General features: G+C 46.4%; 18 protein-coding genes and 1 pseudogene. 6 read left to right on the top strand and 13 right to left on the bottom strand.

All coding sequences use genetic code 11. The features are described 5' to 3' along the window. Positions 1 to 36 precede the first annotated feature (36 nt). Together guaB and gldD are read left to right on the top strand one after the other, a co-directional pair. Positions 37 to 1,515 carry an IMP dehydrogenase gene (gene guaB, locus IAQ59_RS12875; RefSeq protein ID WP_209331222.1) on the top strand — a complete coding sequence of 493 codons (1,479 nt, stop codon included), beginning with the start codon at positions 37 to 39 and terminating at the stop codon, positions 1,513 to 1,515. Between the two features lie 101 nt (positions 1,516 to 1,616). Beyond that, positions 1,617 to 2,255 carry a gliding motility lipoprotein GldD gene (gldD, locus tag IAQ59_RS12870; RefSeq protein ID WP_245189584.1) on the top strand — a complete coding sequence of 213 codons (639 nt, stop codon included), beginning with the start codon at positions 1,617 to 1,619 and terminating at the stop codon, positions 2,253 to 2,255. 48 nt (positions 2,256 to 2,303) lie between these two features. Here the strand turns inward: gldD and IAQ59_RS12865 are convergent, their stop codons facing one another. Then, positions 2,304 to 4,004: a hypothetical protein gene (locus IAQ59_RS12865; protein ID WP_209331221.1), complete on the bottom strand. Its 1,701-nt coding sequence runs from the start codon at positions 4,002 to 4,004 to the stop codon at positions 2,304 to 2,306. A 204-nt stretch (positions 4,005 to 4,208) separates the two neighbouring features. After that, positions 4,209 to 4,877 (bottom strand): YdcF family protein, encoded by a 669-nt coding sequence (locus tag IAQ59_RS12860; protein WP_245189583.1) that lies wholly within the window; start codon positions 4,875 to 4,877, stop codon positions 4,209 to 4,211. 521 nt (positions 4,878 to 5,398) lie between these two features. On the opposite strand from IAQ59_RS12860, the pseudogene IAQ59_RS12855 reads away from it, so the two are divergent. Together IAQ59_RS12855 and IAQ59_RS12850 are read left to right on the top strand one after the other, a co-directional pair. Continuing rightward, positions 5,399 to 8,369 (top strand): annotated as a pseudogene (locus IAQ59_RS12855) (SusC/RagA family TonB-linked outer membrane protein). 19 nt (positions 8,370 to 8,388) lie between these two features. Beyond that, positions 8,389 to 9,771: a RagB/SusD family nutrient uptake outer membrane protein gene (locus tag IAQ59_RS12850; RefSeq protein WP_209331220.1), complete on the top strand. Its 1,383-nt coding sequence runs from the start codon at positions 8,389 to 8,391 to the stop codon at positions 9,769 to 9,771. Between the two features lie 105 nt (positions 9,772 to 9,876). Here IAQ59_RS12850 and IAQ59_RS12845 read toward each other — a convergent pair whose 3' ends face one another. From IAQ59_RS12845 to gltX, 11 genes are all read right to left on the bottom strand, one after another. Beyond that, positions 9,877 to 10,515, bottom strand: a complete 639-nt coding sequence (locus IAQ59_RS12845) for a hypothetical protein (protein ID WP_209331219.1) — start codon at positions 10,513 to 10,515, stop codon at positions 9,877 to 9,879. Positions 10,516 to 10,682: 167 nt separating this feature from the next. Further along, positions 10,683 to 11,156: a hypothetical protein gene (locus IAQ59_RS12840; protein ID WP_209331218.1), complete on the bottom strand. Its 474-nt coding sequence runs from the start codon at positions 11,154 to 11,156 to the stop codon at positions 10,683 to 10,685. A 242-nt stretch (positions 11,157 to 11,398) separates the two neighbouring features. Then, positions 11,399 to 12,055 carry an outer membrane protein gene (locus IAQ59_RS12835; protein WP_209331217.1) on the bottom strand — a complete coding sequence of 219 codons (657 nt, stop codon included), beginning with the start codon at positions 12,053 to 12,055 and terminating at the stop codon, positions 11,399 to 11,401. An 11-nt stretch (positions 12,056 to 12,066) separates the two neighbouring features. Next, complete coding sequence (locus IAQ59_RS12830) at positions 12,067 to 13,512, bottom strand: efflux transporter outer membrane subunit (RefSeq protein ID WP_209331216.1); 1,446 nt, start codon at positions 13,510 to 13,512, stop codon at positions 12,067 to 12,069. After that, positions 13,509 to 16,685, bottom strand: coding sequence for an efflux RND transporter permease subunit (locus tag IAQ59_RS12825; RefSeq protein ID WP_209331215.1), 3,177 nt, complete (start codon positions 16,683 to 16,685; stop codon positions 13,509 to 13,511). The genes IAQ59_RS12830 and IAQ59_RS12825 overlap by 4 nt, the downstream gene beginning before the upstream one ends. Next, a complete protein-coding gene (locus IAQ59_RS12820; protein ID WP_209331214.1) occupies positions 16,682 to 17,818 on the bottom strand; it encodes an efflux RND transporter periplasmic adaptor subunit in 1,137 nt (378 codons plus the stop codon). Before IAQ59_RS12820 ends, IAQ59_RS12825 begins: the two co-directional genes overlap by 4 nt. A 194-nt stretch (positions 17,819 to 18,012) precedes the next feature. After that, positions 18,013 to 18,693 (bottom strand): aquaporin Z, encoded by a 681-nt coding sequence (gene aqpZ, locus IAQ59_RS12815; protein ID WP_209331213.1) that lies wholly within the window; start codon positions 18,691 to 18,693, stop codon positions 18,013 to 18,015. 243 nt (positions 18,694 to 18,936) lie between these two features. Then, a complete protein-coding gene (locus IAQ59_RS12810; RefSeq protein ID WP_209331212.1) occupies positions 18,937 to 19,686 on the bottom strand; it encodes a helix-turn-helix domain-containing protein in 750 nt (249 codons plus the stop codon). Positions 19,687 to 20,140: 454 nt separating this feature from the next. Continuing rightward, complete coding sequence (locus tag IAQ59_RS12805; protein WP_209331211.1) at positions 20,141 to 20,788, bottom strand: outer membrane beta-barrel protein; 648 nt, start codon at positions 20,786 to 20,788, stop codon at positions 20,141 to 20,143. A gap of 44 nt (positions 20,789 to 20,832) precedes the next feature. After that, positions 20,833 to 21,033 carry a hypothetical protein gene (locus IAQ59_RS12800; RefSeq protein ID WP_209331210.1) on the bottom strand — a complete coding sequence of 67 codons (201 nt, stop codon included), beginning with the start codon at positions 21,031 to 21,033 and terminating at the stop codon, positions 20,833 to 20,835. A 41-nt stretch (positions 21,034 to 21,074) separates the two neighbouring features. Continuing rightward, positions 21,075 to 22,613: a glutamate--tRNA ligase gene (gene gltX, locus IAQ59_RS12795; protein WP_209331209.1), complete on the bottom strand. Its 1,539-nt coding sequence runs from the start codon at positions 22,611 to 22,613 to the stop codon at positions 21,075 to 21,077. Positions 22,614 to 22,764: 151 nt separating this feature from the next. Here gltX and IAQ59_RS12790 point away from each other — a divergent pair, with 151 nt between their 5' ends. Together IAQ59_RS12790 and IAQ59_RS12785 are read left to right on the top strand one after the other, a co-directional pair. Further along, positions 22,765 to 23,364, top strand: a complete 600-nt coding sequence (locus IAQ59_RS12790) for a hypothetical protein (RefSeq protein WP_209331208.1) — start codon at positions 22,765 to 22,767, stop codon at positions 23,362 to 23,364. A gap of 100 nt (positions 23,365 to 23,464) precedes the next feature. Continuing rightward, a complete protein-coding gene (locus tag IAQ59_RS12785; protein ID WP_209331207.1) occupies positions 23,465 to 23,899 on the top strand; it encodes a hypothetical protein in 435 nt (144 codons plus the stop codon). Positions 23,900 to 23,951 lie beyond the last annotated feature (52 nt).

The following is a 23,951-nucleotide window of genomic DNA, read 5'->3' as shown; positions in this document are numbered from 1 at the left end:
TTTGACGGGCAAATACGGTTCCCTAACGCATTTGCCATGAACAAAAATTCCGATAAATTTCTTTATGAAGCACTCACCTACGACGATGTGCTTTTAGTACCGGGTTATTCCGAAGTTCTTCCCCGACAAACAGACACTTCTTCTTATCTCACCAAGAACATCAAGCTGGAAATTCCCTTGGTTTCTGCGGCTATGGACACCGTAACGGAGGCCGAACTGGCCATTGCCATTGCGCTGGAAGGGGGTTTGGGTTTTATCCACAAGAACATGCCTATCGAAAAGCAGGCAGCACAAGTTCGTAAAGTGAAACGTTCCCAAAGCGGCATGATATTGGATCCCATCACGCTGGATATTGACTCCAAAGTACGAGATGCGGAGCACTTTATGAAGGAATACAACATTGGAGGCATTCCCGTAGTGGATAAGGACCGGTTCCTTAAAGGCATTATTACCAACCGTGACCTACGCTTTATCAAGGATATGAATCGCGATATCCGCGAAATCATGACCAAAGACAACCTCATCACGGCAAAAGCGGGTATTTCGTTGGAACAGGCTGAGGAGGTTTTGCAGGAATTCAAGATCGAAAAACTGCCGATCATCGATGAAGAAGGGAAACTGACCGGACTGATCACCTACAAGGATATTCTGAAGCGAAAAGATAAACCCCATGCCTGCAAGGACGAATTTGGTCGCTTGCGCGTAGGAGCTGCAGTGGGTGTTACAGCCGACATCGTGGAACGTGTAGAGGCATTAAAATCGGCCGGGGTAGACGTCGTATCCATTGATACGGCCCACGGACATTCTAAAGGCGTCATCGACGCCTGTAAAAAAATCAAGGATGCCTTCCCTGACTTAGATGTGATCGTAGGCAACATTGCCACCCCGGAGGCAGCACTAGCGTTGGCCGAAGCAGGAGCGGATGCCGTTAAGGTTGGTGTGGGCCCGGGAAGTATCTGTACCACCCGCGTTATTGCCGGAGTGGGCGTGCCCCAGCTTTCTGCCGTGTTTGAATGCGCACAGGCATTGCAGGGCAGCGGTGTGGGCGTCATCGCAGATGGGGGAATCCGTTACTCCGGTGACGTGGTAAAGGCTATTGCCGCAGGAGCCAGCTCCGTGATGATCGGATCTATCCTTGCGGGCACAGAAGAAGCCCCCGGAGAAATTATCATTTACGAAGGCAGAAAGTTTAAATCCTACCGAGGTATGGGCTCTTTGGAAGCCATGGAATCCGGTTCAAAAGATCGGTACTTTCAAGATGCGGAAGACAATATCAAAAAGCTGGTGCCAGAGGGGATTGTGGGCCGGGTCGCTTTCAAGGGACTGGTTTCCGAAGTACTTTACCAGTTAGTAGGAGGATTGCAGGCCGGCATGGGTTACTGTGGTACTGCCACCATTGACGACCTGCAAAAAAACGGCAAGTTTGTGAAAATCACCACAGCCGGAGTTAGGGAGTCTCATCCGCACGATGTAAACATCACCCGGGAGGCACCTAACTACAGCGCAAAGATGTAGCGGGCCTCTTTCGACAGCTCTTTTCAGAAAGCTTTGGAATTCTTCCAAGGCTTTTTTTGTATGGTATACTACAAACCCGTCAATAGCAATTATAGAAACGTATGAGCAAATACATGCACCTCCACCATAATCGCTTTAGCTTACGTTCACTGATCATTGTGTTTGGCTTGGCGCTGTCTTTAGCTTCCTGCCAGTCGGATTTTATTCCCAAACCCAAGGGCTACAACCGCATCGATCTGCCCGAACCGGCCTTTTTGCCACTGGCAGGCGATCTGCCTTATCGCTTCGAATACTCGAAATATGCCCTCGTAGAAGCAGACCGCTTTAACCCGGAAGAAAAAGAGTGGATCAACCTACACTACCCCAGATGGGAGGCAAGGGTACACTTAACCTATAAGGCCCTAGACGGGCAGCGAACCACCCTCAAGGCCTATTTGGACGATGCGCTTTCCCTGACCTCCAAACATCAAATCAAAGCGTACGGTATTGACGAAATGGTGGTTCGTACCCCAGCCGGTTACGCTGGGATGGTAGCCGAATTGACAGGGGAAGTACCTACGCAGTTTCAGTTTTTGGTGACCGATTCGACTAGCCACTTTTTACGGGGAGCCTTGTATTTTAACACGGCTGTGAAAAATGACTCCCTAGCCCCAATTATCGAATATATCAAGTCAGATGTGATGCACTTGATAAATACCCTTGATTTTAGTACCTCGGAATTCGCATCCCGCCAAAAATAGCCAATGCACAGCCGGATTTTATCCAGGAATAATTGAACAAGGGGTTCTTCATTTTTTGGCATTCCAAAATACCGCCAAATCGGTAGTCCGTCCCAAGCCATCGTGAGGACCGTGGAAATAGCCACTACCTCCGTTATATGCAGGCACCAACCCTTCTTTTCCGGTCAGCATAGCTTCTAATGCCAACAGCGCAAGTGGTTCTACTGCATTGACACTGGCATACAGATGATCGGCACTTGGGGTGAACAAACCCCTTCTAAAACGTTGATAAAGGATATTATCACCTATTCGCTCCGCTAATACGCGGAATTCGGCCCGATCAGAAGCCTTCGCCAGTTCCAAGATGGCAAAAAGCATCAAGGGATCCGATGCCTGTGTACCCAAATTCACGTGGGGTTTTTCTCCCCATATACCCAAGTCTCCCAAACCAAACCCCTTGGACATATGCCGTACCGTCTCCCACAACACCGGGTCACCGGATAGCCGAAAAGCCAATGCATATGACCAAAGTAGAATCGACGGTACGGTTGATGATTCAAACTTGGTCCCCGCCTTGCCGTAATAGCCATCCCGCTTAATTTCGTACCCGGATAGGTCTGTTCCATCTGCCCATATGGGCTTGGCATGATTCCGGACGGAATCGTAGCCGAATTTCGCCCAAGCCTTGAGGCCAGCCACCGTCCAACCCAGAAGCTCTTCCCCTTCCAACCCTATCTTTTCTGCGATCTGTAGTTGAATAATGGCATTGTGCCCGTAGATGGAACCCGGACTACGCAGGAGGTACCCTTCTCGGGCAACTTCCCCAAAATCAGCGGAAAACTGATTCTCGGCACGGTCCCCGAAATTGGAGGTGGTGGGCAAAGAACCGGAAGCAGGCGGGGTGTCCTTGCGTATGGGCTTGCTGTACTGATATACACCAAGCTGCGTCTCCGGATGACGGGCTTCGACATACTTTTTAGCCAAGTGATTGGCCCAGGTATAAGCACCTACATCTCCATCCAATTGATACAACATGTAACCGGCATAAATCAAATCTGTGCCGGCATTGATAAAGGTTAGGCCGTCACCCTCAAAGAATGGCGGAGAATCGGTTAGCGAATGATCCCAAAGTTTACCAGACGGTGTCTCATAGGCTCCGTGACGATTCATGTCCATGGATTCCCAATCAAGTATATGGGCATTCCAAAAAGCTCGCATGAAGGTTCTGCAAGCTGCGGGATTCACCTCCCACATAAATTCATAATAAGGCAGCGTAAACTTAAACTCATGGCGGTAGCCCTCTCCCACGAAGCGGCCGGACGCCAGATCAAAAAACCGGTGCCCTCCCCAATACATCAACCCATTCGCATGTTGTTGATGGGCAAAGCCATACGACATGGCAGCTTTTGCGGCATCCATGTAGCGGTTATCGCCGGTAAGTCTACTTAACCCTACAAATGTGCGAAATAGGTTTTGCTGATTGGCCAAATTAGAGGGAATCCAAGCCTCTCCCTCGTGCAGCCACTTTACTGGGGCATAATCCACCACCCGCAACCCGTCTACAAATAACGGAGTGGGTATATCCCGGTAGGTATCTCCGGCGCGTTCGAGGACTGTTTCCGCAAATTGCCGAACCGCCTCGAGCCGCGGAGAAAACTTGGTGGATTTCGGTTTATGCGGTTCTTTGGACTCTTTAAATTTGAGCCCAAAAAGTGCGACTAGCAGGAACAGAAATGTCAAGCCGGCCGCTTGAGAAATGCGTGGATTCATACGCAGGTTGGTAATTGGGTGATCGGTGGTAGTGCGCTTTCTTGTTGGGAAATCAAGCTAAGAAGTTGAAGATAATAACTTTTTTGCCAAAATTGCCAAGAAAGTTCGTTTATCACTAAATACCATCGAAAATTTAGCGACAGCCCTCAACTAAAAGTGGGACAGATGCTTAGACAAACCGAAAAGCCAATTTTTTTAAAACGTTTATTCTACGATCAAGTGTTTGTCATATCCCAATCGTACGAGTTCCAAATAGGCCGACCAGACAGCAGGGGGGATTTCTTGGTAAACCTGGAAACCCTTCTCGGGATAGATCTTGATGCGTTGTAGGTCACCGACCATGGCATTGATCAACAGATCCGGGCTGATTTCGTCATTAGGGTAATCCTCCATGGAAATTTGCGGACTGGTAACCACGAGCTCTTTTTCTGGCCAGTGTACCTTAAAAGTAGCCAAGGTACGCCGCTCCATAAAAGGCTTTTGCACTACAATAAAGCGGTTTGGATTCAGTCCCTCGGCAGCAAAAAGACGCTGCGTATGGCGGATATTCTCACCGGTATTGGTGGATTTGTTTTCAATCAACACCTTATCTTCGGGCACGCCCATGCGATAGGCGATTTTAGCAAACTTATCCGCTTCGGGCTCATTCCAATGCCCTTGGGTGAAATTGCCCAATCCCCCCGAAAACACCAGCAAGGGCGCATAACCACGAAGGTACAATTCCGCGCCTCGTTCAGCCACACGCAGGTCATTGCTTCCAAGCACAAGGATACAATCCGCCTCGCCCAACACATGGTTGGTGTGGTGATAGTCCCACAGAGTTTTGGCCAAGCGCCAAGTGGTCATGGCAATTCCGCTTATGTGTTCACTCATACTGGCAGGAAGAAAATTAAGGCCAAAACTAAGTGATATAGGCTGCAATTTCAACCGTGATATGGCGAAATACCCCCTTGGTTTCAAAAAGCTATTGGATTTAAGTTCAGAACTACACGGCATTTTATTCCTAATTCTTCCAAAAAACAATAATTATATTTCCTGTTCCCTCGTGATCTTTGGCTTTAACACAAAATTATAAAACCGATTTTTGCCGTAATAAAACTATAAAAAATGGCCTAAACGCCAACAATTATTTTCAGGAAAAGTTACCACACAAACAAGCCAACTGAGTTCTTTATCAAAAACATTCTTTTATCCCTTTTCAACAATCCCTTTGATTTTTCGGGAAAGCGGCGGTTACAATTACCTGAGCGCCAAATTGAACTATAATAACATTTATATGTTTACACTAAAATCAAATTGATACTGCAAGTGACTTTGGTGGCTCCTTCAGCAGGGGCTCGATTTTCGTAGTAAAGGAGAAAAAAAATTAAAGGTTAACAATCAAACAAAGATCAATGGTAAAAATTTACAAGTTTTCGTTAAGCTTGGCATTGATGGTTCTTAGTATGGGAATGGCCTATGGCCAATACACGGTGACAGGTGTTGTCACTGATGAACGTACAGGAGAATCACTCATAGGTGCCAGTGTATTGGTCAGAAATACCACGCGTGGTACGGTGGCTGACATCGATGGTCGATTCAGCATTTCATTTGACAGCAACGAGGCCGCTACGCTGGTAATTTCCTCGTTTAGGGTATTTAAGTCAAACATTTAGTGTCAGTCCAAGCAACAACAACCTACAGGTTACGCTCCGAGAAGATGCCACTAACTTAGAAGAGGTAGTGATCACCGGTTTGGCGTCTACCGTGAAGCGTTCCAATCTGGCAAACGCAGTCAGTTCGGTATCTGCTAGGGAATTGACTGGTACGACCACCATCCAAACCACTGATGGGGCTTTGTATGGAAAGGTAGCCGGTGCGACGATCCGCTCCAATGGTGGCGCTCCCGGAGGTGGTGTTTCCATTCAATTGAGGGGTATTTCGAGTTTGATCGGTGCTTCTCAGCCCCTGATTATTTTGGATGGAGTATATATTAACAACTCCTTCCAGCAAACAGGTAGAGCGGCGGTAACGGGAGCAGGGGCAAACACCCAAGACGACGGAGCCAACCGGCTAGCCGATATCAACCCGGCAGACATTGAGTCAATAGAGATTCTAAAAGGGCCCTCTGCAGCAGCGATCTACGGAACGAGAGCCAATGCCGGTGTAATCATTATTACCACCAAACGGGGAGCTGAAGGTCGTACCAAGGTATCCTTGTCCCAGGACATCGGTTTTGCAACTCCGCTTAGGCTGTTGGGTGTGGACGACTGGAGCGAGGAAAAGATCAATTTCTTCTTCACCACAGAAGCTAGACGCGCCACGGAATTGGAAAGATTCCGACAGGGGACACGCATCGATTACGAAGATTTCTTCTACAACAACACCGCGCTGCTCAGCAATACGCGCCTCAACGTGTCAGGGGGTAACAATAAGACCAAATTTTTCCTGTCCGGCAACATTACTTCCGAAGACGGTACAGTGAGGAACACCGGATTTGACCGTTACTCGATCCGTGCAAACGTGGACCATCAGCTTTCTGACCGGATCAAATTGGGCTTCTCATCCAACTATATTCAGTCCAATACAGACCGTGGGTTCACGGGCAACCAAAATAACTCAGGAGCGAGTATCGGATATAGCATTGCCTATGTGCCGAACTACTTTGACTTACGGCCAAATGCAAATGGTGACTATCCAATCAACCCTTATTTTGCCGAAAACCCTGTAGCAGTAACCGACCATGGGATAAATACCTCCGAGGTCAACCGCTTTGTGCAGGCTTTTAACATGGACATAGACCTACTGAAAACCAATAACAGCTTCCTGCGAGCTAATGTGGCGGGTGGCTTGGACTACCTGCAAAACAGCACGATGGTGTACTTGCCGGAATTTCTGCAGTTTCAGAGGGGTCAGGCAAATCCCGGTGATTTGTATGTAGGGCGGCAGGAAAGCTTCAACACCAACTTCCAAGCTGCGTTGATATATAACTGGAATTTGGGCAAGGTAAACATGAATTCGCAAGCGGGTATTGTCAGGCTTGACTTTAACAACAGCGCATTGTTTAACCGGGGCCGGGGACTGGTAGCTGGACAGACTAACCTGAAACAGGCAAATGTTCAGGAAATCGTTATCGACGAGAAAACCATGGTACAAGAAGCGGGAGTATTTTTGCAGCAGGAAGCCAACTTTGACGACAAAATTGTAGGTACGGTGGGTGTTCGCTGGGACAAATCCACGCTGAACGGAGACTATCAAAAGTTCTATGCATTCCCGAGGGCCTCCTTGGCAGTGAATGTCGCCAACTTTGACTTTTGGGATGTTCCGGCAATCAATCAGCTTAAGCCCCGAATTGCCTACGGTGAAACAGCTGGTCCAGTAGCCTTTGGAAACGTGTTTACACAGCTGCCTGCTTCCAGTATTGGGGGAATGTTGGGATCTGTGGTGGGAACCCAAGTGGGGAATACCAACATTTTTCCTGAAACTGCTACTGAACTTGAGTTCGGATTGGATATGGCGTTCCTGAGCAACCGAATCGCATTGGAAGCCACCTATTACATCAAAAATACACAGAACAATATTCAGAACTTGAATTTGTCTCCTGCTACAGGCTTATCGTCTACCCCGAGTAATCAAGCGGAACTCCAGAATAAGGGAATCGAGCTGGGCTTATCGGCCACCGTAGTAGACAACGCCAACTTCAAATGGTTCTCTAGAGTACTTTACTGGCAAAACCGCCTGAACATGACCTATTTGGGGATTCCTACCTATACCCAAGGGGCTTTTGGATCAGGATTGGGAACCTTCTTGTACGCGCAAGGATATTCTCCCACCACGATTGTTGGAACACCGGCAGATGCTAGCGTTCCCGGAGGATTTACCATATGGGGAGACGGACAACCCAAGTTAAACATGTCCATTTTTAACAGTTTTAACATTCTGAAAAACTTGGAGCTGTCCATCATGACGGAATGGCGTCAAGGTGGTGAAAACATCAACTTAACCTCTTTCCTGTCTGACTCGGGAGGAACCACACCGGGTTGGTTTGACGACGACAACGGAGACGGTATTCCAAACGGAAGGCAACGACCGCCAGCTCCTCATAACAATGCGGCAAGGTGGGTACAAGACGCTTCCTTCGTAAAAATACGGGAGATAGGTCTTTATTATACCGTTCCTAAAACCACGCTGAACAATATGTTCGGAAATGCGCTGGAAAACGTTAGGCTCGGTGTATCCGGAAACAACCTCTTCTTGTTTACCGACTACTTCGGATTCGATCCAGAGACCTCTACATTTGGAGCCAGGTCAGTGGACAACAACGTGGACATTGCTCCCTACCCAACCCCAAGGAGAATCTTCTTCCACATCAACTTGGACTTCTAAAGACTAAACCTATAAAGAAATGAAAAGAGTTATAACCTATTTATCAAGCTTGGTTTTAGGAGGTTTATTGCTTAGCGGTTGCAATCCATTGCAGTTGGATCCAATTGATGATCCCAACAATCCCTCCGTAAACAGCGTCACCAACAATGCGACGCGTTCTCAAATCCAATCTGTGTTGACAGGTTTGGAAGCCAGGCATAGGGGATACGTAACCAATGTATCACAAGCCTGGAACACCTTTGGTCGTGAAATCTGGTATTTGAATGCCTCGGATCCGCGATTCCAAACAGACTGGTTAGGTCAGGCTGGCCGTGTTCCGGATCGTTCCTACTTTGGCTTTGGAAACACCGGTGGAGGTTCCTTCTTCTCCCCCTACCAAGCAATCCTACAGGGTAGGGTCTTGATAGAATCTGCGTCAAATACAAACCTTATCAGTACTCAAGAACGGGAAGCAGTGATAGGCTTTGCCAAGATGATCCAAGGGTATCAATTTATGATACCGGCAAACTTCGTATATGACAATGGCATCCGAATCGACGTAGCAGATGAACTGAACCCCGGTGGATTTGTCCCCTATGCAGAAGCGCTTGACCACGCGAGAAGCCTTCTTCTGGAAGCCGATCAAAGCTTTCAGGCAGCCGGTACCGGAAATTTCCCTTTAATGCTGACTCCAGGCTTTGCCGGATTTAACACGCTTGCTGCACTTAGGCAAGTGAACAATGCGATCCTGGCCCGGTTGAATATTTACCGTAAAGACTGGCAGGGCGTGTTGACCGCATTGGATGCTTCGTTTATGGATCTGAATGGTAATCTTCAGAGAGGTCCTGCACACCCATACACCGGCCCGCCAGACGTCTTCAACCCTCTGTTCTACGTAAGAAACGCTGCGGTGAATACGATGATCGTGGTGCATCCTTCCGTATTGGCTGACACTACGGCGGGAGATCTCCGGGTACGTCGCAAGTTTTTCGAGCGTACTACACCTATCACCATCACCACGGATGCTGCAGGTGCATTGATTGGAACGCATCAGGATAACCGATGGGAAACGAATACCGCACCGGTTCCGTTTATCAGAAACGAAGAGTTGATCTTATTAAAAGCAGAGGCCCATGCGCAGTTAGGTCAGTCTGATGATGCGGTTGAGGCCATCAATGTGATCCGAAACGCTGCCGGTATTGGAGACTACGCTGGTGCTACCAGCACGGAGGCACTTATCGATGAGATTCTTTACCAACGGAGATACTCCCTTTGGGCAGAACCTTGGGGACATCGATGGATAGACGCAAGGCGATACGACAAGCTAAATGAGATTCCTACCCAATACGACAACGGGACGATCTTCCGACAGTTCCCGCATCCACAAGCTGAAGTAAGCTGGGATTCGTATGTTGGCGATTAACTATTCTTCCTAAAAAGGGACCGAAAGCGGTCCCTTTTTTATTTGCTAATTTCCCCAATACCAACAATTGAGACCATAAAAAGCGTGGTTCAACCAACAGGTGGGTTAGGGTGTAATAATTACACCGTCCTTTATCAGCTGCTTTACCACAACTGCCGCAAACGCATTGGCGAAGCCATCTAAAGAGGAAGGATTTACCGTTGTCGATTGACTCGACCATATAAGCTGCTCGGAGTCCGTATCGTACAGATTGGCTTCCAAGTAATAGTTTTTATCCGTAGTATAATAGCCTGCATCGTACATTAGGGGATTGTAGGTGTTATAGTAAGACCAAAAACGCCCATGATAGCCGAATCCCATCGGGGTATACATCATGGTGTTACCGGGCACATACCTCGTTTCACTCGTTTGATCCAGTAGCGCGATGGTCAGGATAGCCTCGCTACCCAATTTTTTGATTTTCGACAACACCTCGTCCCTATCTGCTTCCTTTGCGCGAAAACCAACGGGCATGATCTCGAAACTACCAAACGCGGTAACTCCCTGAGCACGCATCAGATCTTCCAAATGCATCTCTACCGTCTGCCTTGCCAAAACATTCTTTGTAAGGGCGGTCACAAAGACACGCTTATACCCCTCTGCCGGCTTCGAAGGACTCGTCCAAGAACCGGTAACCCGCACACTTGATGAGCATGCGGCTAAAAGCATTAGGAGCAACGGTAGAAATACGCGTGAGTTTTTCATAATTTTCGTTTTCATTACCTATGTAAGCTAAAATCTTTTGTATTTTTTGTAAGTCAGATAGGAAAAGCACCACTATTCGGCGTGCCTGTCCTGGAACATCTACTACTGAAAATGTAGGTTCATGCTGACTAAAGCAGGTACATTAAATGGATTTGAACAATTCTTTTCTATTCCTGAAATTCGTCGATAAACGGAAGCTCCTGTAAAACGAGTGTTCGTAGGGTGGAATGAATGTAGTTATCTAGCTGTAGAAACTTTGCAGCCTCCCGGGGAGCTACCACCTTCTTGAATTTCTTATAATATTGGGTATGCAGTTTATTTCTAGCCGCCGTATTTTTTAGAAGTGCTTTGGAAAGAAAATCCGCCTTCTCATTGTCTATGGCATCGTAATGCACTAAGTACTCATTGATCAGTAAGATACGCTCCCGCGCCAACAGTTGTCTTCGCTCTTCGTACTGTTGATAGACCATCCAAAATCCTGGCGCAGCGGATGCAGACAAGTCCATCACAGCCTCCACCAACTGCTTTTTCTCCATTCCAAACTTGGCTTGGAATAGCGTAATCTCATCATTCACAACCTGTGAATATCCTAAGCTGACTATGCCTAGCGTCAATAAAAGAAAACAAATAGATTTTTTCATAGGGGATGTTGAATTTAAATATTCGTAACATTAAATATTCGTAACAATGATTAAGGGTGTCGATATATCGTCATTTACGCAAACCGGGTATCTATTCCCACATCAGTAGATGGCCCATAATACTTGATTTCAAACCTGTGTCTCTTGACTTATACCTGGCCGCCCATAAGTCTCTAGGTTTGATGGCTAGTTGGTTGAACTGAATTCGAAATAGTCAACGTAAATCCTTTGAGTCAGCTTGTTCATCGACCTGGCAATCGAAAAACCAGTCCGCCGTCAAAGGCAAATTGAAACATACTGGAATAGGTAGTAAGGCCAACGCCCGAACCGCCGGTTCCGAAATAAAATCCACCTCCGACTGACTGAACTGCGGAGAAAAAGGATGCTTGGATCCGAATGGCCACATTTTCCATCGCCCATAGATTGATGCCACCTCGTGCAGAATAAGCCAATTTGGTCGCAGAACGCTCGTTGCCAGAATTGGGATTGGTAAGCGAAAAGATTCCCATTCCTACTCCCAATCCTGCAAACGGTTCTAACCGTTCATTGATCGAAAAATACCTGGTGCCATTCAACATCAACCAATTAAGGTTTAAGTCAAAGTTAGTTCTCCTCAGCTGACCCCCAGTCAAGATACCATCCAAATAGGTGGTAGGAGCATTTGTTTCCTGTCTCGCATACATTAGCTCTATGCCGCCTTTTTCAGGAATAAGGTACTCTATACCCGCTCCCCACCTAAACCCATCCTGAATCTGACCATTGTAATAGGAATTACTAGAGTAATAGGAATCTACACGATCCTTAAAGACGTAGCCTCCGTATGTATTGATTCTGATATCTTGACCATGGGTGATAAGGGCAAAACTTATCAAGAGTAAACTAAGGATACATTTTTTCATTGTGTTGATTTTTAATTCGGCTTGGTTGTCAAGGATGAGCCTTTCATTAGTGGAGGGGCACCCCCGGTTACATTGTAGTACCGCACATGGGCAGACAGGAAGGCCTGCCTAAGTTGTACAAGTGCCAACTCCGCATCAAAAGCCTGTCGCTGGGATTCGAGTACCTCCAAGTAGCTGGTTACTCCCTGGGAATATCGCTCACCACTTAGAAATTGAGCGCTTAACGCTGATTTCTTTCGCGCTTCTGCAGCCACAATTTCCTGCTTCAATGTATTGATCTCGATAATGACATCTTCCATTTCCCTCAAGGCATTTAGTACCTTATTTTCATAGGCGAACAGTTGCTGGTACTCTCTGCTTTGAGCCATGTCAACCATTCGCTGCATTTGACCCCAAAAAAGCAAGGGCCCTACCAATTGGCCACCCAAATTCCACAAGGGATTGGACAAATCCCACTGTTGAAAATCGTCTGTGATCAAACCGAAGCTCCCATTTAACCTGATAGTAGGCAATCTATTGGCCTTCGCTGCACCCTTTTGCTCATTTTGAGCCGCAAGTTGGTACTCTGCTTCCAAAATATCCGGGCGGTTTCGGAGAAGATCTACCGGACTGCCGGGATCAAGTTCTAAATCGGAATTTAGCGCAGGTAATTTACCTGTCTTTGGTAAACGCGTCGGATTTCGACCAACTAAGAAATTCAACGCATTTTCCAACTGGACGGACTTTCTTTCAAACCTCGGAACAAACCCTGCTGCTATGGTCTTTAGAATATTCGATTGATCAACGTCTGTTTGCTGAATGATCCCTTTTTCGAACCTTGCGACAATAATCCGATGCATACTGTCCCTTAACGCAAAGTTTCGCTGTGCAATTTCAAGCTCTTCCAAAGACTGAAGCCAATTAAAATAAGTGGATGCCACATCGGTAATCAGGGATAATTGGAGACTCTTCAACCCATATTCGCTAGCTAAGAGATCATAGCGAGCGGATTGGGATAAATTCCGCAGCCTCCCCCAAAAATCAATTTCCCAATTAAGGCCTGTCCCTGCGATATAGAGTTCGTTAACCTGGCCAATTTGGTTAAAGAGAAAGTTACCTCGCTCAGCTGAACCTTGAACTCCAATCTTGGGATACAATTCCGCCCGTTGAAACCGAAGGGCATAGCGGTTTTGCATGATTCGCTCCGCAGCAATATGTATGTTTCGGTTTTGGCGAAGCGCAATCCGGATCAAGGAATCTAACATGGCGTCGTCAAAAAACTGCCACCATCCCAAATTGATTGCCGCGACCTTTTCCAAATCCAGTGTGTTAATGGTTTCCGTATCGGGTATTTGATCACCCTCTAGGAACGTCAGATACGTGGAGGGCATGGGAACATCTACTCCCCTATAGGGCTTGCCCACTTTACACGCCCCCAATGTTAGGAGCAGCAATAAAAGATGAAGCAACTTTCTCATAATTCCGATGAATTAGCTTGTTGTTCCATGGCGCGCTTTTTCTCGTAACCAAATACTTTTCCCACCATCACAAAGAGCATGGGATAGAGGAAAACACCCAAAAAGGTGGCTAATCCTATACCCCCAAGTAGTGCCATTCCCATGACCTTGCGAGCCTCAGCTCCAGAGCCTGAGGCCAAAATCAACGGCAGAATCCCAAGAACAAAAGAAAATACCGTCATTAAGATTGGACGAAATCGAAGTCTCGCAGCCTCTATCGCCGAATCAAAAAGCGATAGGCCTTCATCAAACTTCATTTTTGCAAACTCCACAATCAAAATGGCATTTTTTGCTGCCATCGCGATCAACAGGATAAGCGATATCTGAGCAAAAATATTGTTTTCAAAACTCAAACTGAAAAACCGAGCGACCGTCAAAAACAAAAAGGCTCCCAAAAGGGCGAAGGGGGTACCCAGCAAAATGCTCAATGGCAACGACCAACTTTCATATTGTGCGGCCAGTATGAGAAACACCAAGAAAAAGGAAAAGGCAAAAATAACTCCTGCCGAACCGGATGAAACCTTTTCCTGAAAACTCATCCCACTCCAACTAAATGCCATATTTTCGGGTAGCACTTCATTGGCTACTTCCTCTAATGCATCAAGTGCCTGAATGGAGCTATAGCCCGTAGCTGGAATGCCTGTTACCTCGGCAGACCTAAACAGGTTAAATCGATTGGTATATTCCGGACCACTAACTTCCTTTACGGTGAGAAATGTGGTGATGGGTACTGCTTCTCCTTGGCTGTTTTTCACGTAAAAAAGATCCAAGCCATGTACATTCTGTCTATACTCCGATTCAGCCTGAATATAAGCGCGATAGGTCCGGCCAAACTTAGAGAAGTCATTGACATAAGCCCCTCCGAGAAATGCCCCGAAGGTTTGATACAAATCCTGCAAATTTACCCCCGATTTCAATACCCTATCGGTATCCAGCTCGATAAAGCGCTGTGGAACCGATGCTTGATATTGTGTAGACGCCCGGGCTATCTCCGGTCGTTTGCTAGCCGCCTCGATAAACGCTCGGGTGTGTTGAAACAGGTATTGCGGATCTTCCCCAATTTTGTCCTGTATCATCACACTGAAGCCCGCTCCCGATCCCAGTCCCGGAATCGCCGGTGGACCAAAGGCAAAGGTTACGGCGTCTTTTATCTGTCCAGACAAGATCCCGTTGATTTTCTCGGCTACCTGCTTAGCTGTTTGATCCGTCCTTTCATCCCAGTCTTTTAACGAAATAAACATAAACGCTGCGTTCGTGCTAAGTGCGTCCGCAAGCATGTTGTAACCTACTGCTGACGAATAGGTCTCGATCTCCGGAATATCCGCCAACAATCCTTCAATGCGCTTTACCACGGCATCGGAACGCTGCAAACTTGCCGCATTTGGCAACTGGGCACTTAAAAACAAGTAGCCTTGATCCTCCTCTGGAATAAACCCGCCTGGCAAGCGGGCTCCCAAGATACCGGCAGCCACTAACGTAAGCAAAATAAATACTGCACCTCTTTTCAACTTACCTGAAAACACGGAAGTCATCGAGGTATACGAGACAGTCGCCCGATCAAAGACCTGGTTAAACTGCGCAAAAAAACGTCCAAGAAAGCCCTTCTTTCTCTCTTCGGCCCCTTTTTCCTGTAATATCAGTGCACATAGTGCGGGAGACAGCGTCAATGCATTGATGCTTGAAATAATCACCGATACGGCAATGGTAATTGCAAATTGCTGATATAGCTTACCCGTGATGCCTGCGATACCCACCACCGGAACAAATACAACTACCAATACCAGACTTGTTGCAATTACCGGAGCTGTTACTTCCTTCATCGCCTCCGTAGTGGCCCTTTTGACACCCATACCTTGCTCCATCTTTACTTGAACGGCTTCTACCACCACAATAGCATCGTCTACCACAATCCCAATAGCCAACACCAGCCCAAGCAACGATAACACATTTATACTGAATCCCAATAATGGAAACAGCATAAAGGCTCCTATCAACGAGACTGGTACCGCTAAGGTCGGTATGAGGGTGGCCCGCCAATCTTGGATAAAAAGAAACACCACCAAAATCACCAATACCAAGGCGATGACCAAGGTTTCCACGATCTCATCGATACCTGCTACAATCGGCTTGGTTGCATCCAGCGAAATTCCATAGTCTATGCCCTCCGGAAAACCCTGCGACAACAGCTCCAATTCCTTTTTGACATCTTCTGCTACTTGTACCGCATTGGACCCAGGAGATTGATAAATCGATATCAGGGCGGCATCGGTGCCATTCGTCCGTGTAAACGCACTGTAACTTTCTGTTCCAAGTTCAACCCTAGCGATGTCCTTTAATTTTACCTGTGACCCATCGGCATTATTTCTCACCACAATCTCCTGAAACGCCTCTTCCGTTTGCAGTCGTTCGGGAAGACGGACCACGTAGGTAAATTCCGTACCAGGTGGGGCAGGTTCCGCCCCAAGTTTGCCACCGGGGACAATTGTATTTTGGGACCGAATAGCCTGTGTGATCTCTCCAATGGTGATGCCCAAATTAGAAAGTCGATCCGGCTGAACCCAAATTCGCATCGAGTAATCCGAAGCACCAATCACACTCACCCTACCCACACCCGGAATTCTTGCCAATCTGTCCTTGATATTAATCATCCCATAATTCCCCAAAAACTGCTGATCGTAAGCTTGATTTGGAGAGGTGAGCGAAATCAAAAGCAGGATATTTGACATGGATTTTTCAGTCGTAACCCCCATTCTAGTGACCTCTTCCGGGAGCTTGGCCATAGCCGACGATACGCGGTTTTGCGTAAATACCGTATTCATGTCCGGATCCGTACCAATATCAAAGGTCACCTGAATACTCATCGTGCCATCGTTGGAGTTCGTGGACTTCATGTAGATCATGTTTTCCACGCCATTGATCTGCTGCTCCAGTGCGGTGGCTACAGACTGCTCTACGGAAATGGCATTGGCCCCTGTATACTTCGCACTTACCCTGACTACCGGCGGTGTGATATCGGGGTATTGCTCGATGGGTAGGGTACCCAGCGAGACCAAACCAACCGTAACAGTAATGATTGATATCACTATCGCGACGATGGGCCTACGCACAAAAAAATGATGAGGTGAGTCGTTCATCGGGCTAACTGATTGAATGTGATTAGTTCTGTCTCGACCTGCTGACCGGATCGCACTGCCATCAATCCTTCAACAAGGATTCGCTGCCCCTTCTCCAAGCCTGTCCCAATTACAAAAAGATCGTCAACATCGCCCAGTAATTCGACGCGCTTTTGGGCCACGATACCATCTGCCCCGACCGTGAACACATTGTAAAATCCCTGAAGCTCAACCACACAACGCTGGGGAACCACGAGCGCCTCCTCCATCACTTGGACAACGCTTCTTACTTTGGCAAATTGACCTGGCCGGATAAGGCCCTCCGGATTGGGAAAAACTCCTTGCACCAAGATCGTTCCGGTACTTGGATCTACATTTCTATCCAAGAAGGTAATTGTGCCGGCATAGGGAAACTTGACCCCATCTGCCAAATACAACTCCAAGGGGAAATCCTCGCGATCAAAGTTTAATTTCCCCGCTTGGGAACGTTGTTTGAAAAAAGCAAGGTAATCCTTCTCATTCAGAAAAAACTCTACCACCACACTGTCTATTCGAGAGACTGTATTCAGAATTACCGGATTTGGACTCTTCCCTACATATTCACCCACTTTGGCCGCTGACTTCCCGATTATACCTGTAATCGGAGCTTGAATCTTGGTATAGCTTAGATTTACCTTGGCCAAATTTACGTTTGCCTCCGCAGCCCTTACGGCTTCTTCCGCAGCGTCCCTTCGGGCCATTGCCGCATCTAAATCCAGTCTGCTGATCGCATTGATCTCCGCGAGAGGTGCAATCCGAGACAACTCCGCTTCCGCATTTACCCGATTTACCTCCGCTTCAGAGAGGATACTCTCCTCACGGCTGAGACTAAGCCGAAGCGGTTGGTCATCGATACTGTAAAGAAGCTGTCCCTTCTTGACGCTGACGCCCTCTTGAAAATGGATATTTTCCACAAAGCCATCCACACGGGCCCGAATCGGAATATCAGCCCTACCATATACTTGCCCAACGAATTCCTTATAAATAGGTACCTGCCTTTGATTTACCTCAACAACCTTAAGGCTTAAAGGCGCTTTCTGTTCCGTTTCCTTCGGGGAGCACATCGCTAATGGGATGGCCGCTAACAACACCAAAAGTCTGTAACCGCTTTTCATAATTATGATATATATATTAGAAAGATAGCAAAATATTTTAAAGGATACACAAACATTATTTCAATTAGTTTAACTATACAGGCTGTTTTACCCAATTTTTACTTTGCCTACTAAAATATATAACTTAACAGTTCCTTCATACTAACTGGCTGATTTAGCTGTCATCACACGTCAGGTTTTATTGGTCAGGTAGGTTATTCCGACTTTAGGTAATTAAAGACCAATCCTGCCAAAGAGGCTCCCGCTATAGGCACGAGGATAAATAACCAAAGCTGCGCGAGGGCCCAATCGCCGACAAAAACCGCTTGGCTGATACTTCGGGCTGGATTAACCGAGGTGTTGGTCACCGGTATACTAATTAAGTGCACCAATGTTAGCGCTAACCCTATAGCAAGTCCGGCAAATCCTGGACTCGCCTTTGCGTCGGTCGCCCCAAGTATGATCAACATAAACATAAACGTCATTACAAGCTCTGTAACTACAGCCGCTGTCATGCTATAACCACCAGGAGAATGTTCTCCATATCCATTCGCCGCAAAAGAACCTATTTCACTCCCATTGCCCGTCACAATAACAAACAACACGAGTGCAGCAGCCAACCCCCCTAATACTTGGGAAAGAATATACGGAAGCACTACCTTAGAGTCGATTCGTTTGCCTACCCAAAGCCCTATGGTTACCGCTGGGTTGAGGTGTGCCCCGGAAATTGGCCCCATTGAATAGGCTATCGTTAGTACGGTCAACCCAAAGGCCAACGAAACACCGACAAGCCCAATGCCGACATCTGGAAAACCGGCTGCCAACATGGCACTTCCACATCCTCCTAGGACCAACCAAAAGGTCCCTAAAAACTCCGCGAGATTCTTCTTTTTCATAGCTAAATTTTCTTTGATGGATTTATTTGAATTCGGTTACTCACTTAGATTTTTCTTCTTCACAGACAAAGCGGATTGAAAAATCCAGATTGGCCTTTTTGTATCATTTTTGCTGATGTAGTTACCTGTTTAAAAATCCGTGGTAATGGGTCAAAAGTAAATTAAACCCCCTGCTAAATTTCTCTTGCATGGGCATAATCTGTCCAAAAATGAAATATTGAACAAAAAATAAATTTGTTAAAATCAGCTGTTTGCTAATCTCTTTCGAAACTGAGACGGTGTAAGACCTGTTTTTTCCTGAAATGCTTTATAGAAGGTAGTACGCGACTTAAAGCCAACTTCTTGGCCTATTCCTTCAATCGTTAAGTTTTCCCAGGCGTTGTTTTGCATTTTTTCAATTGCGACCTGAATGCGCTTATCGTTGATAAGCTGATTGAAGTTTTGATCGTAAAGTTCGCCAATTATCGTCGATAGCTTGGTCTTAGGAACTTGCAAATGATTGGCCAGGTCCTGTTGCCTGAATGTAGCGTCCAGGTAACTTTGCTCGTTCAAAAAAAACTGATCGAGTCTTTGTTTGTAGTATTCTTTTTCAGCTTCATCTGTAAGCAATAGACTTCGCTGAGTGGACGCACTCCTAAACCCAGTATTGCTGCCGTAAAGTATTCTGGGTTCAAAAAAGAGCAATACCAATAACGCTAAAATTGTCGCCGCAAAAAGCCATGAGGCATGTATATGGATTTGGGTGGTTTCACTATCAAAAAGTAGCATCAAAACCGCTGCTAAGTAAAAAATTGCTAATATGGCGGACAAGTAAATCAACCAATTCAAATTATATTTTCTGGTTCCTCCCAGATCTACCTGTACCTTCTTGAATATCGAGGCCACTAATAAGTGTACGGTTACGATTAAGCCGGAAGTTACTTGTGCTAGGTAATGGAAAAAAGTTGGAATCCAACCCTCGTAGGCATAGATGATCTGATCTCTATCCAACATTAGCTCACGAAGGTAAATCAATTTTTCCTCCGTCGACCGTGTATAAAAAGGTATAAGCTCTATTAAATTTAGTAGTGGAATCAGAAGTAGTAAATAGTCCCTTGCTTGAAGTTTAGTCTTTTTGTTCAGATGAACTTGTCCGACCCAATAAATGGAAATGAAAAGCAGGTAAAAAACAGGGCTTCCGGTTTTAAAAAAATGTGGATACTTAAAAATATTTCCACTCTCTACCAAAAAATCCATCCAACAATAATAGGTTACACACGATAACATCAAGGAAAAAGCGGCTTTTCCGAAAGAAATTCCTTTATGTTTAAAAAGTGAGATAAGAACCGCCAATATTCCTATACCTACTCCAATTAAACTTATTAAGGAAGTAATTCCCATTGATCGCTTCGTTAATTCAACCTAGATTTCGCTAAAGTAAATAGACTAAGCAAAACAAAAAAAATTATTACTTCAAAACCCTAAATAAATAAGCGAGGGTAAATTCCAGTTGGGTAAAGTTCAGGTCAAAAATACGGTTTTGCGTCTCCGGCCTGCCAAATTCATAAGAAAAGCGGGCTTCGCCCTGTATCGTGTGTTTGCCAAACAACTTTGAAATTCCCACACCCCCGGTCAGTCCATACATGATTTTCCGCGGATTATCACCGGGCTGCCCATACGTGGGAATTACCAAGGTACCTTCAGATACCCTGCTGACATCCTGCACGTTTAGCAAATACCCTATATGGGGACCTAATTTGAGGTGAAAACGACCGGTATTTCCCAAATAAAAATTAGAGAGAATCGGAATCTTGAGGTAATCAAAGCGTGTCTCATTACCCTCGTTTACGGAATCCACTGCTGCATATCCCGTCGTAAGCAACTGAAATTCAATCTGCCCACCGGCATTTTTTTCAAAAAACTGCTCAATTACAAATGAATGGGTCTGGGCGGTAAATCCCTGCACGCTTCGCGGAAAAGAACCCAATGTAACCCTGTAGGAGGCACTGGAAGTGGAATATCCCGTCCGAAAACCAATACTTGTCTGACCAAGCACCGAAACGCCCGTCCCCAAGGATAAAAAAATCAGTAAACATAGGTTACGTAGAAGTTTCATTCCTAAATAGGTATCAAAGGGAAAAGAAGTAAGCGATTAGGCGCTTACTTCTTTTTTTTCTTTAGCTCGTCCAAATCCTCGCGATCTCTCAACTTCTTGTCATCCACATTATTGTTGAGAAACTCGTTGATCTTGTCGATAGAAAAGGAACTGGATATCTCGCCGAAAGAGTTGATATTCATCTTAAACCCTTCCAGCTCTGGATTAACCTTTGGAGTTTCCTCCTTTTTAGATTTTTTACTCATGATTACATCGTTTAACCGGAGCCCTGGGAAATATTCTCCCACTAGGCATTTACGGGTAATGTATTTAACGCAAATGCGATTCTTTTGGCCAATTCTTCCTTGCCCAAGATCTCAAATACCTGCATCAGGTCAGGCCCTGCACCCACACCAGTGGCGGCGAGACGAACCGCCTGCATGATTTTACCCAGCTTTACTTCGCACGCTTCGGCGGCTTCTTGTAGCAGGTGTTTCGCGGTATCCGCATCCAAATCCGATTCCAGCGCAGTGACTTTGGCCTGAAACGCCGCAAGCACCTTCACGGCATCGGCATTCCACTTCTTTTCGGCCACACTCTCGTCAAATTTTTCCGGAGCAAAAAGCATAAACCTTCCCTCCTTCCATAGATCGCCCGGAAAGGTAGCACGCTCTTTCATCAATGCCGCAATCTTTTCAGCTTTCTCTTGGGAAATCTCGATGCGCTCCTTAGCCAAATCTGCCAACAAATAGGCTGCTAATTCCGAGTCGGACTTTCTTCTGAGGTATTGCTCGTTATACCACTTGGCTTTGTGTATGTCGAATTTGGTTCCGGACTTACCAATGCGTTCGATACTGAACGCATCTACAAGTTCCTCCACGGAGAAGATCTCCCGGTGATCTCCAGGGTTCCAACCCAAAAAGGCCAAGAAATTCAGAAATGCATCCGGCAGGTAACCCTGGTCCTTGAAGCTGTCGGCCACCTGACCCGTGGCTGGATCTGTCCAAGTGAGTGGAAATAGGGGGAAGCCATGCTTTTCCGCATCCCGCTTGGATAGCTTTCCGTTTCCATCAGGCTTTAGCAGTAGAGGTAGGTGGGCAAACTCCGGCATGGTATCTTCCCAGCCGAAATACTTATATAATAGCACATGCAGGGGAGCAGATGGTAACCATTCCTCTCCTCTGATTACGTGCGTAATTTTCATCAAGTGGTCATCGACGATATTTGCGAGGTGGTAAGTAGGCATACCGTCTGACTTCATCAACACCTTGTCATCCAAGGTACTGGAATGTACCATCACCCAACCCCTTACATTGTCCTGTAGCCTGACTTCCTCTTTACGGGGGATCTTTACCCGGATCACGTAGGGGTCTCCGGATTCCAGCCGGGCTTTCACCTCGTCGGCTGGTAGTGTCAGGGAATTTTTCATCTGCATGCGGGTGATCGAGTTGTACTGGGGAGATACGACCCTTGCTGCCGATAAACGCTCCCGCATGGCTTCCAACTCCTCCGCCGTATCAAATGCATAATAGGCATGGCCCTTATCCAGCAAATCCTGTGCATACTGCATGTACATTTCCTTGCGCTCGGACTGGCGGTAAGGTCCATACTCCCCAGGATTCCAAGGGCTTTCATCTGGACTGATACCCAGCCACTCCAACGACTCTTTGATATATTCTTCCGCTCCCGGTACAAACCTCGTCTGATCGGTGTCCTCAATCCGGAGCAAAAACTTGCCTCCGGTCTTTCGGGCAAACAGGTAATTGTACAATGCGGTCCTGACCCCACCGATATGCAGTGCACCGGTAGGAGAAGGGGCAAATCTTACGCGGACTTCTCTACTCATCGTTTCGATATACTATTTTTTCCAAACCGCAAAGATAAAAAATTACAAGGAATGATAAGGAATAAGGCCAAAGTATTGTTTTTCCAATCCTTACCATTGGGCCTAAACCATCGACGAGCTGATTTTGTTGATAAGGGAAATCCCTTATGCGATGGCAACTTACAAACCCAACGATTCCATGACCCCCGAGCTAATTCGGCTTATGAAGATCTTTGGGGCTGCTTCTTTGGTATTGGTGCTGATCATGTCCCTTTTCAACGAACGCAGGGCCTCCAATCGCGCCGACACCGATGAATTTAGCATCACTTCGGCCAGTCGCCTGTACTTCAAAAATGTCCGAAGAGCTTACTACGATGGCGAAATCCGATCTGATGCCAAAATGGAACTCTATCGGCTGGGAAGCCGAATTACTGATTCCACGGCGCTCGTACTAAACGGAACCCTCATCATCAACAAGGTCAAAGATGCCGCTTACCTCTTTTTGGAACCTCAAGGAGACCTAAAAGGACTGGACACCCTGTATGTACGTTGGACGGATTCTTCTGGAATACTGAAAAGAAGCTTCTTCAGGCAAGGAGACCGCTATACGCACTACCGATTTATTGAGGAAATTTTTCCCTATTTAGACGAAGCCATTTCGTTTGAAGTGCAGTTGGAAGATCGTTGGGTTCCAATTCTTAACGACGAAAAAGAACGGGATGCGCTGAGAATAACCGTAAAGGATTTTTATCAGCTAGTAGGCCGATATTGAAGCATCTATCAAAAGCCTTACCCAAAAATTTCCTTACCTTTAAAACACTCCTTACGCAAACGCTGTTTAGTCAAATCTAAAAACCGAATTCTTTAATCCCATGACAGAGAACCCAACCCCTCCGATTTTTGGAATGCCTTTAAGAGGTGTCTTGTTACTTGCCGGCGTATATACCTTTATTTGGGGGGCCTTTTTCAAATGGTTCGGGCCGACGGTGCTTGGCTGGATGGCGTTGAATCCAATACCCGAAAACCTAACATCCAATGCATTTGGAACCTTCGGCATGTTAGTCGGCTTTCTGATTTTCCTCAGTGCTTTCTACCCCTTTAGCTGGGTATATCTTATCGGAGCGGGATTATTGGGAAAATTCGTATCCGCCACTTGGTTTGTATTAGCCTACTCGGAAATGGTCACTTGGAACAAACGGTCACTTTTCTATCTGATTGCCAACGATCTAATTTGGATCATTCCCCTGGCCATTATCGGCTATAAGGCCATTCAGGGAAGAAAATACCTAAAGAGCCTGCAAGAATAATTTCTAATAAAACACCTATCGGTAGGCGAACGACAAGCGAAAGTTGGCTATT

The sequence above is a fragment of the Lunatimonas salinarum genome, assembly GCF_017811155.1.
Taxonomy (GTDB): Bacteria; Bacteroidota; Bacteroidia; order Cytophagales; family Cyclobacteriaceae; genus Lunatimonas; species Lunatimonas salinarum.
This window is presented reverse-complemented; position numbering and strand designations above follow the sequence as displayed.

Excerpts from the sequence above, each read along its gene's own strand:
- guaB (WP_209331222.1), top strand. The coding sequence starts at position 37 with ATGAACAAAAATTCCGATAAATTTCTTTATGAAGCACTCACCTACGAC.
- gldD (WP_245189584.1), top strand. The coding sequence starts at position 1,617 with ATGAGCAAATACATGCACCTCCACCATAATCGCTTTAGCTTACGTTCA.
- IAQ59_RS12865 (WP_209331221.1), bottom strand. The coding sequence starts at position 4,004 with ATGAATCCACGCATTTCTCAAGCGGCCGGCTTGACATTTCTGTTCCTG.
- IAQ59_RS12860 (WP_245189583.1), bottom strand. The coding sequence starts at position 4,877 with ATGAGTGAACACATAAGCGGAATTGCCATGACCACTTGGCGCTTGGCC.
- IAQ59_RS12850 (WP_209331220.1), top strand. The coding sequence starts at position 8,389 with ATGAAAAGAGTTATAACCTATTTATCAAGCTTGGTTTTAGGAGGTTTA.
- IAQ59_RS12845 (WP_209331219.1), bottom strand. The coding sequence starts at position 10,515 with ATGAAAAACTCACGCGTATTTCTACCGTTGCTCCTAATGCTTTTAGCC.
- IAQ59_RS12840 (WP_209331218.1), bottom strand. The coding sequence starts at position 11,156 with ATGAAAAAATCTATTTGTTTTCTTTTATTGACGCTAGGCATAGTCAGC.
- IAQ59_RS12835 (WP_209331217.1), bottom strand. The coding sequence starts at position 12,055 with ATGAAAAAATGTATCCTTAGTTTACTCTTGATAAGTTTTGCCCTTATC.
- IAQ59_RS12830 (WP_209331216.1), bottom strand. The coding sequence starts at position 13,512 with ATGAGAAAGTTGCTTCATCTTTTATTGCTGCTCCTAACATTGGGGGCG.
- IAQ59_RS12825 (WP_209331215.1), bottom strand. The coding sequence starts at position 16,685 with ATGAACGACTCACCTCATCATTTTTTTGTGCGTAGGCCCATCGTCGCG.
- IAQ59_RS12820 (WP_209331214.1), bottom strand. The coding sequence starts at position 17,818 with ATGAAAAGCGGTTACAGACTTTTGGTGTTGTTAGCGGCCATCCCATTA.
- aqpZ (WP_209331213.1), bottom strand. The coding sequence starts at position 18,693 with ATGAAAAAGAAGAATCTCGCGGAGTTTTTAGGGACCTTTTGGTTGGTC.
- IAQ59_RS12810 (WP_209331212.1), bottom strand. The coding sequence starts at position 19,686 with ATGTTGGATAGAGATCAGATCATCTATGCCTACGAGGGTTGGATTCCA.
- IAQ59_RS12805 (WP_209331211.1), bottom strand. The coding sequence starts at position 20,788 with ATGAAACTTCTACGTAACCTATGTTTACTGATTTTTTTATCCTTGGGG.
- IAQ59_RS12800 (WP_209331210.1), bottom strand. The coding sequence starts at position 21,033 with ATGAGTAAAAAATCTAAAAAGGAGGAAACTCCAAAGGTTAATCCAGAG.
- gltX (WP_209331209.1), bottom strand. The coding sequence starts at position 22,613 with ATGAGTAGAGAAGTCCGCGTAAGATTTGCCCCTTCTCCTACCGGTGCA.
- IAQ59_RS12790 (WP_209331208.1), top strand. The coding sequence starts at position 22,765 with ATGGCAACTTACAAACCCAACGATTCCATGACCCCCGAGCTAATTCGG.
- IAQ59_RS12785 (WP_209331207.1), top strand. The coding sequence starts at position 23,465 with ATGACAGAGAACCCAACCCCTCCGATTTTTGGAATGCCTTTAAGAGGT.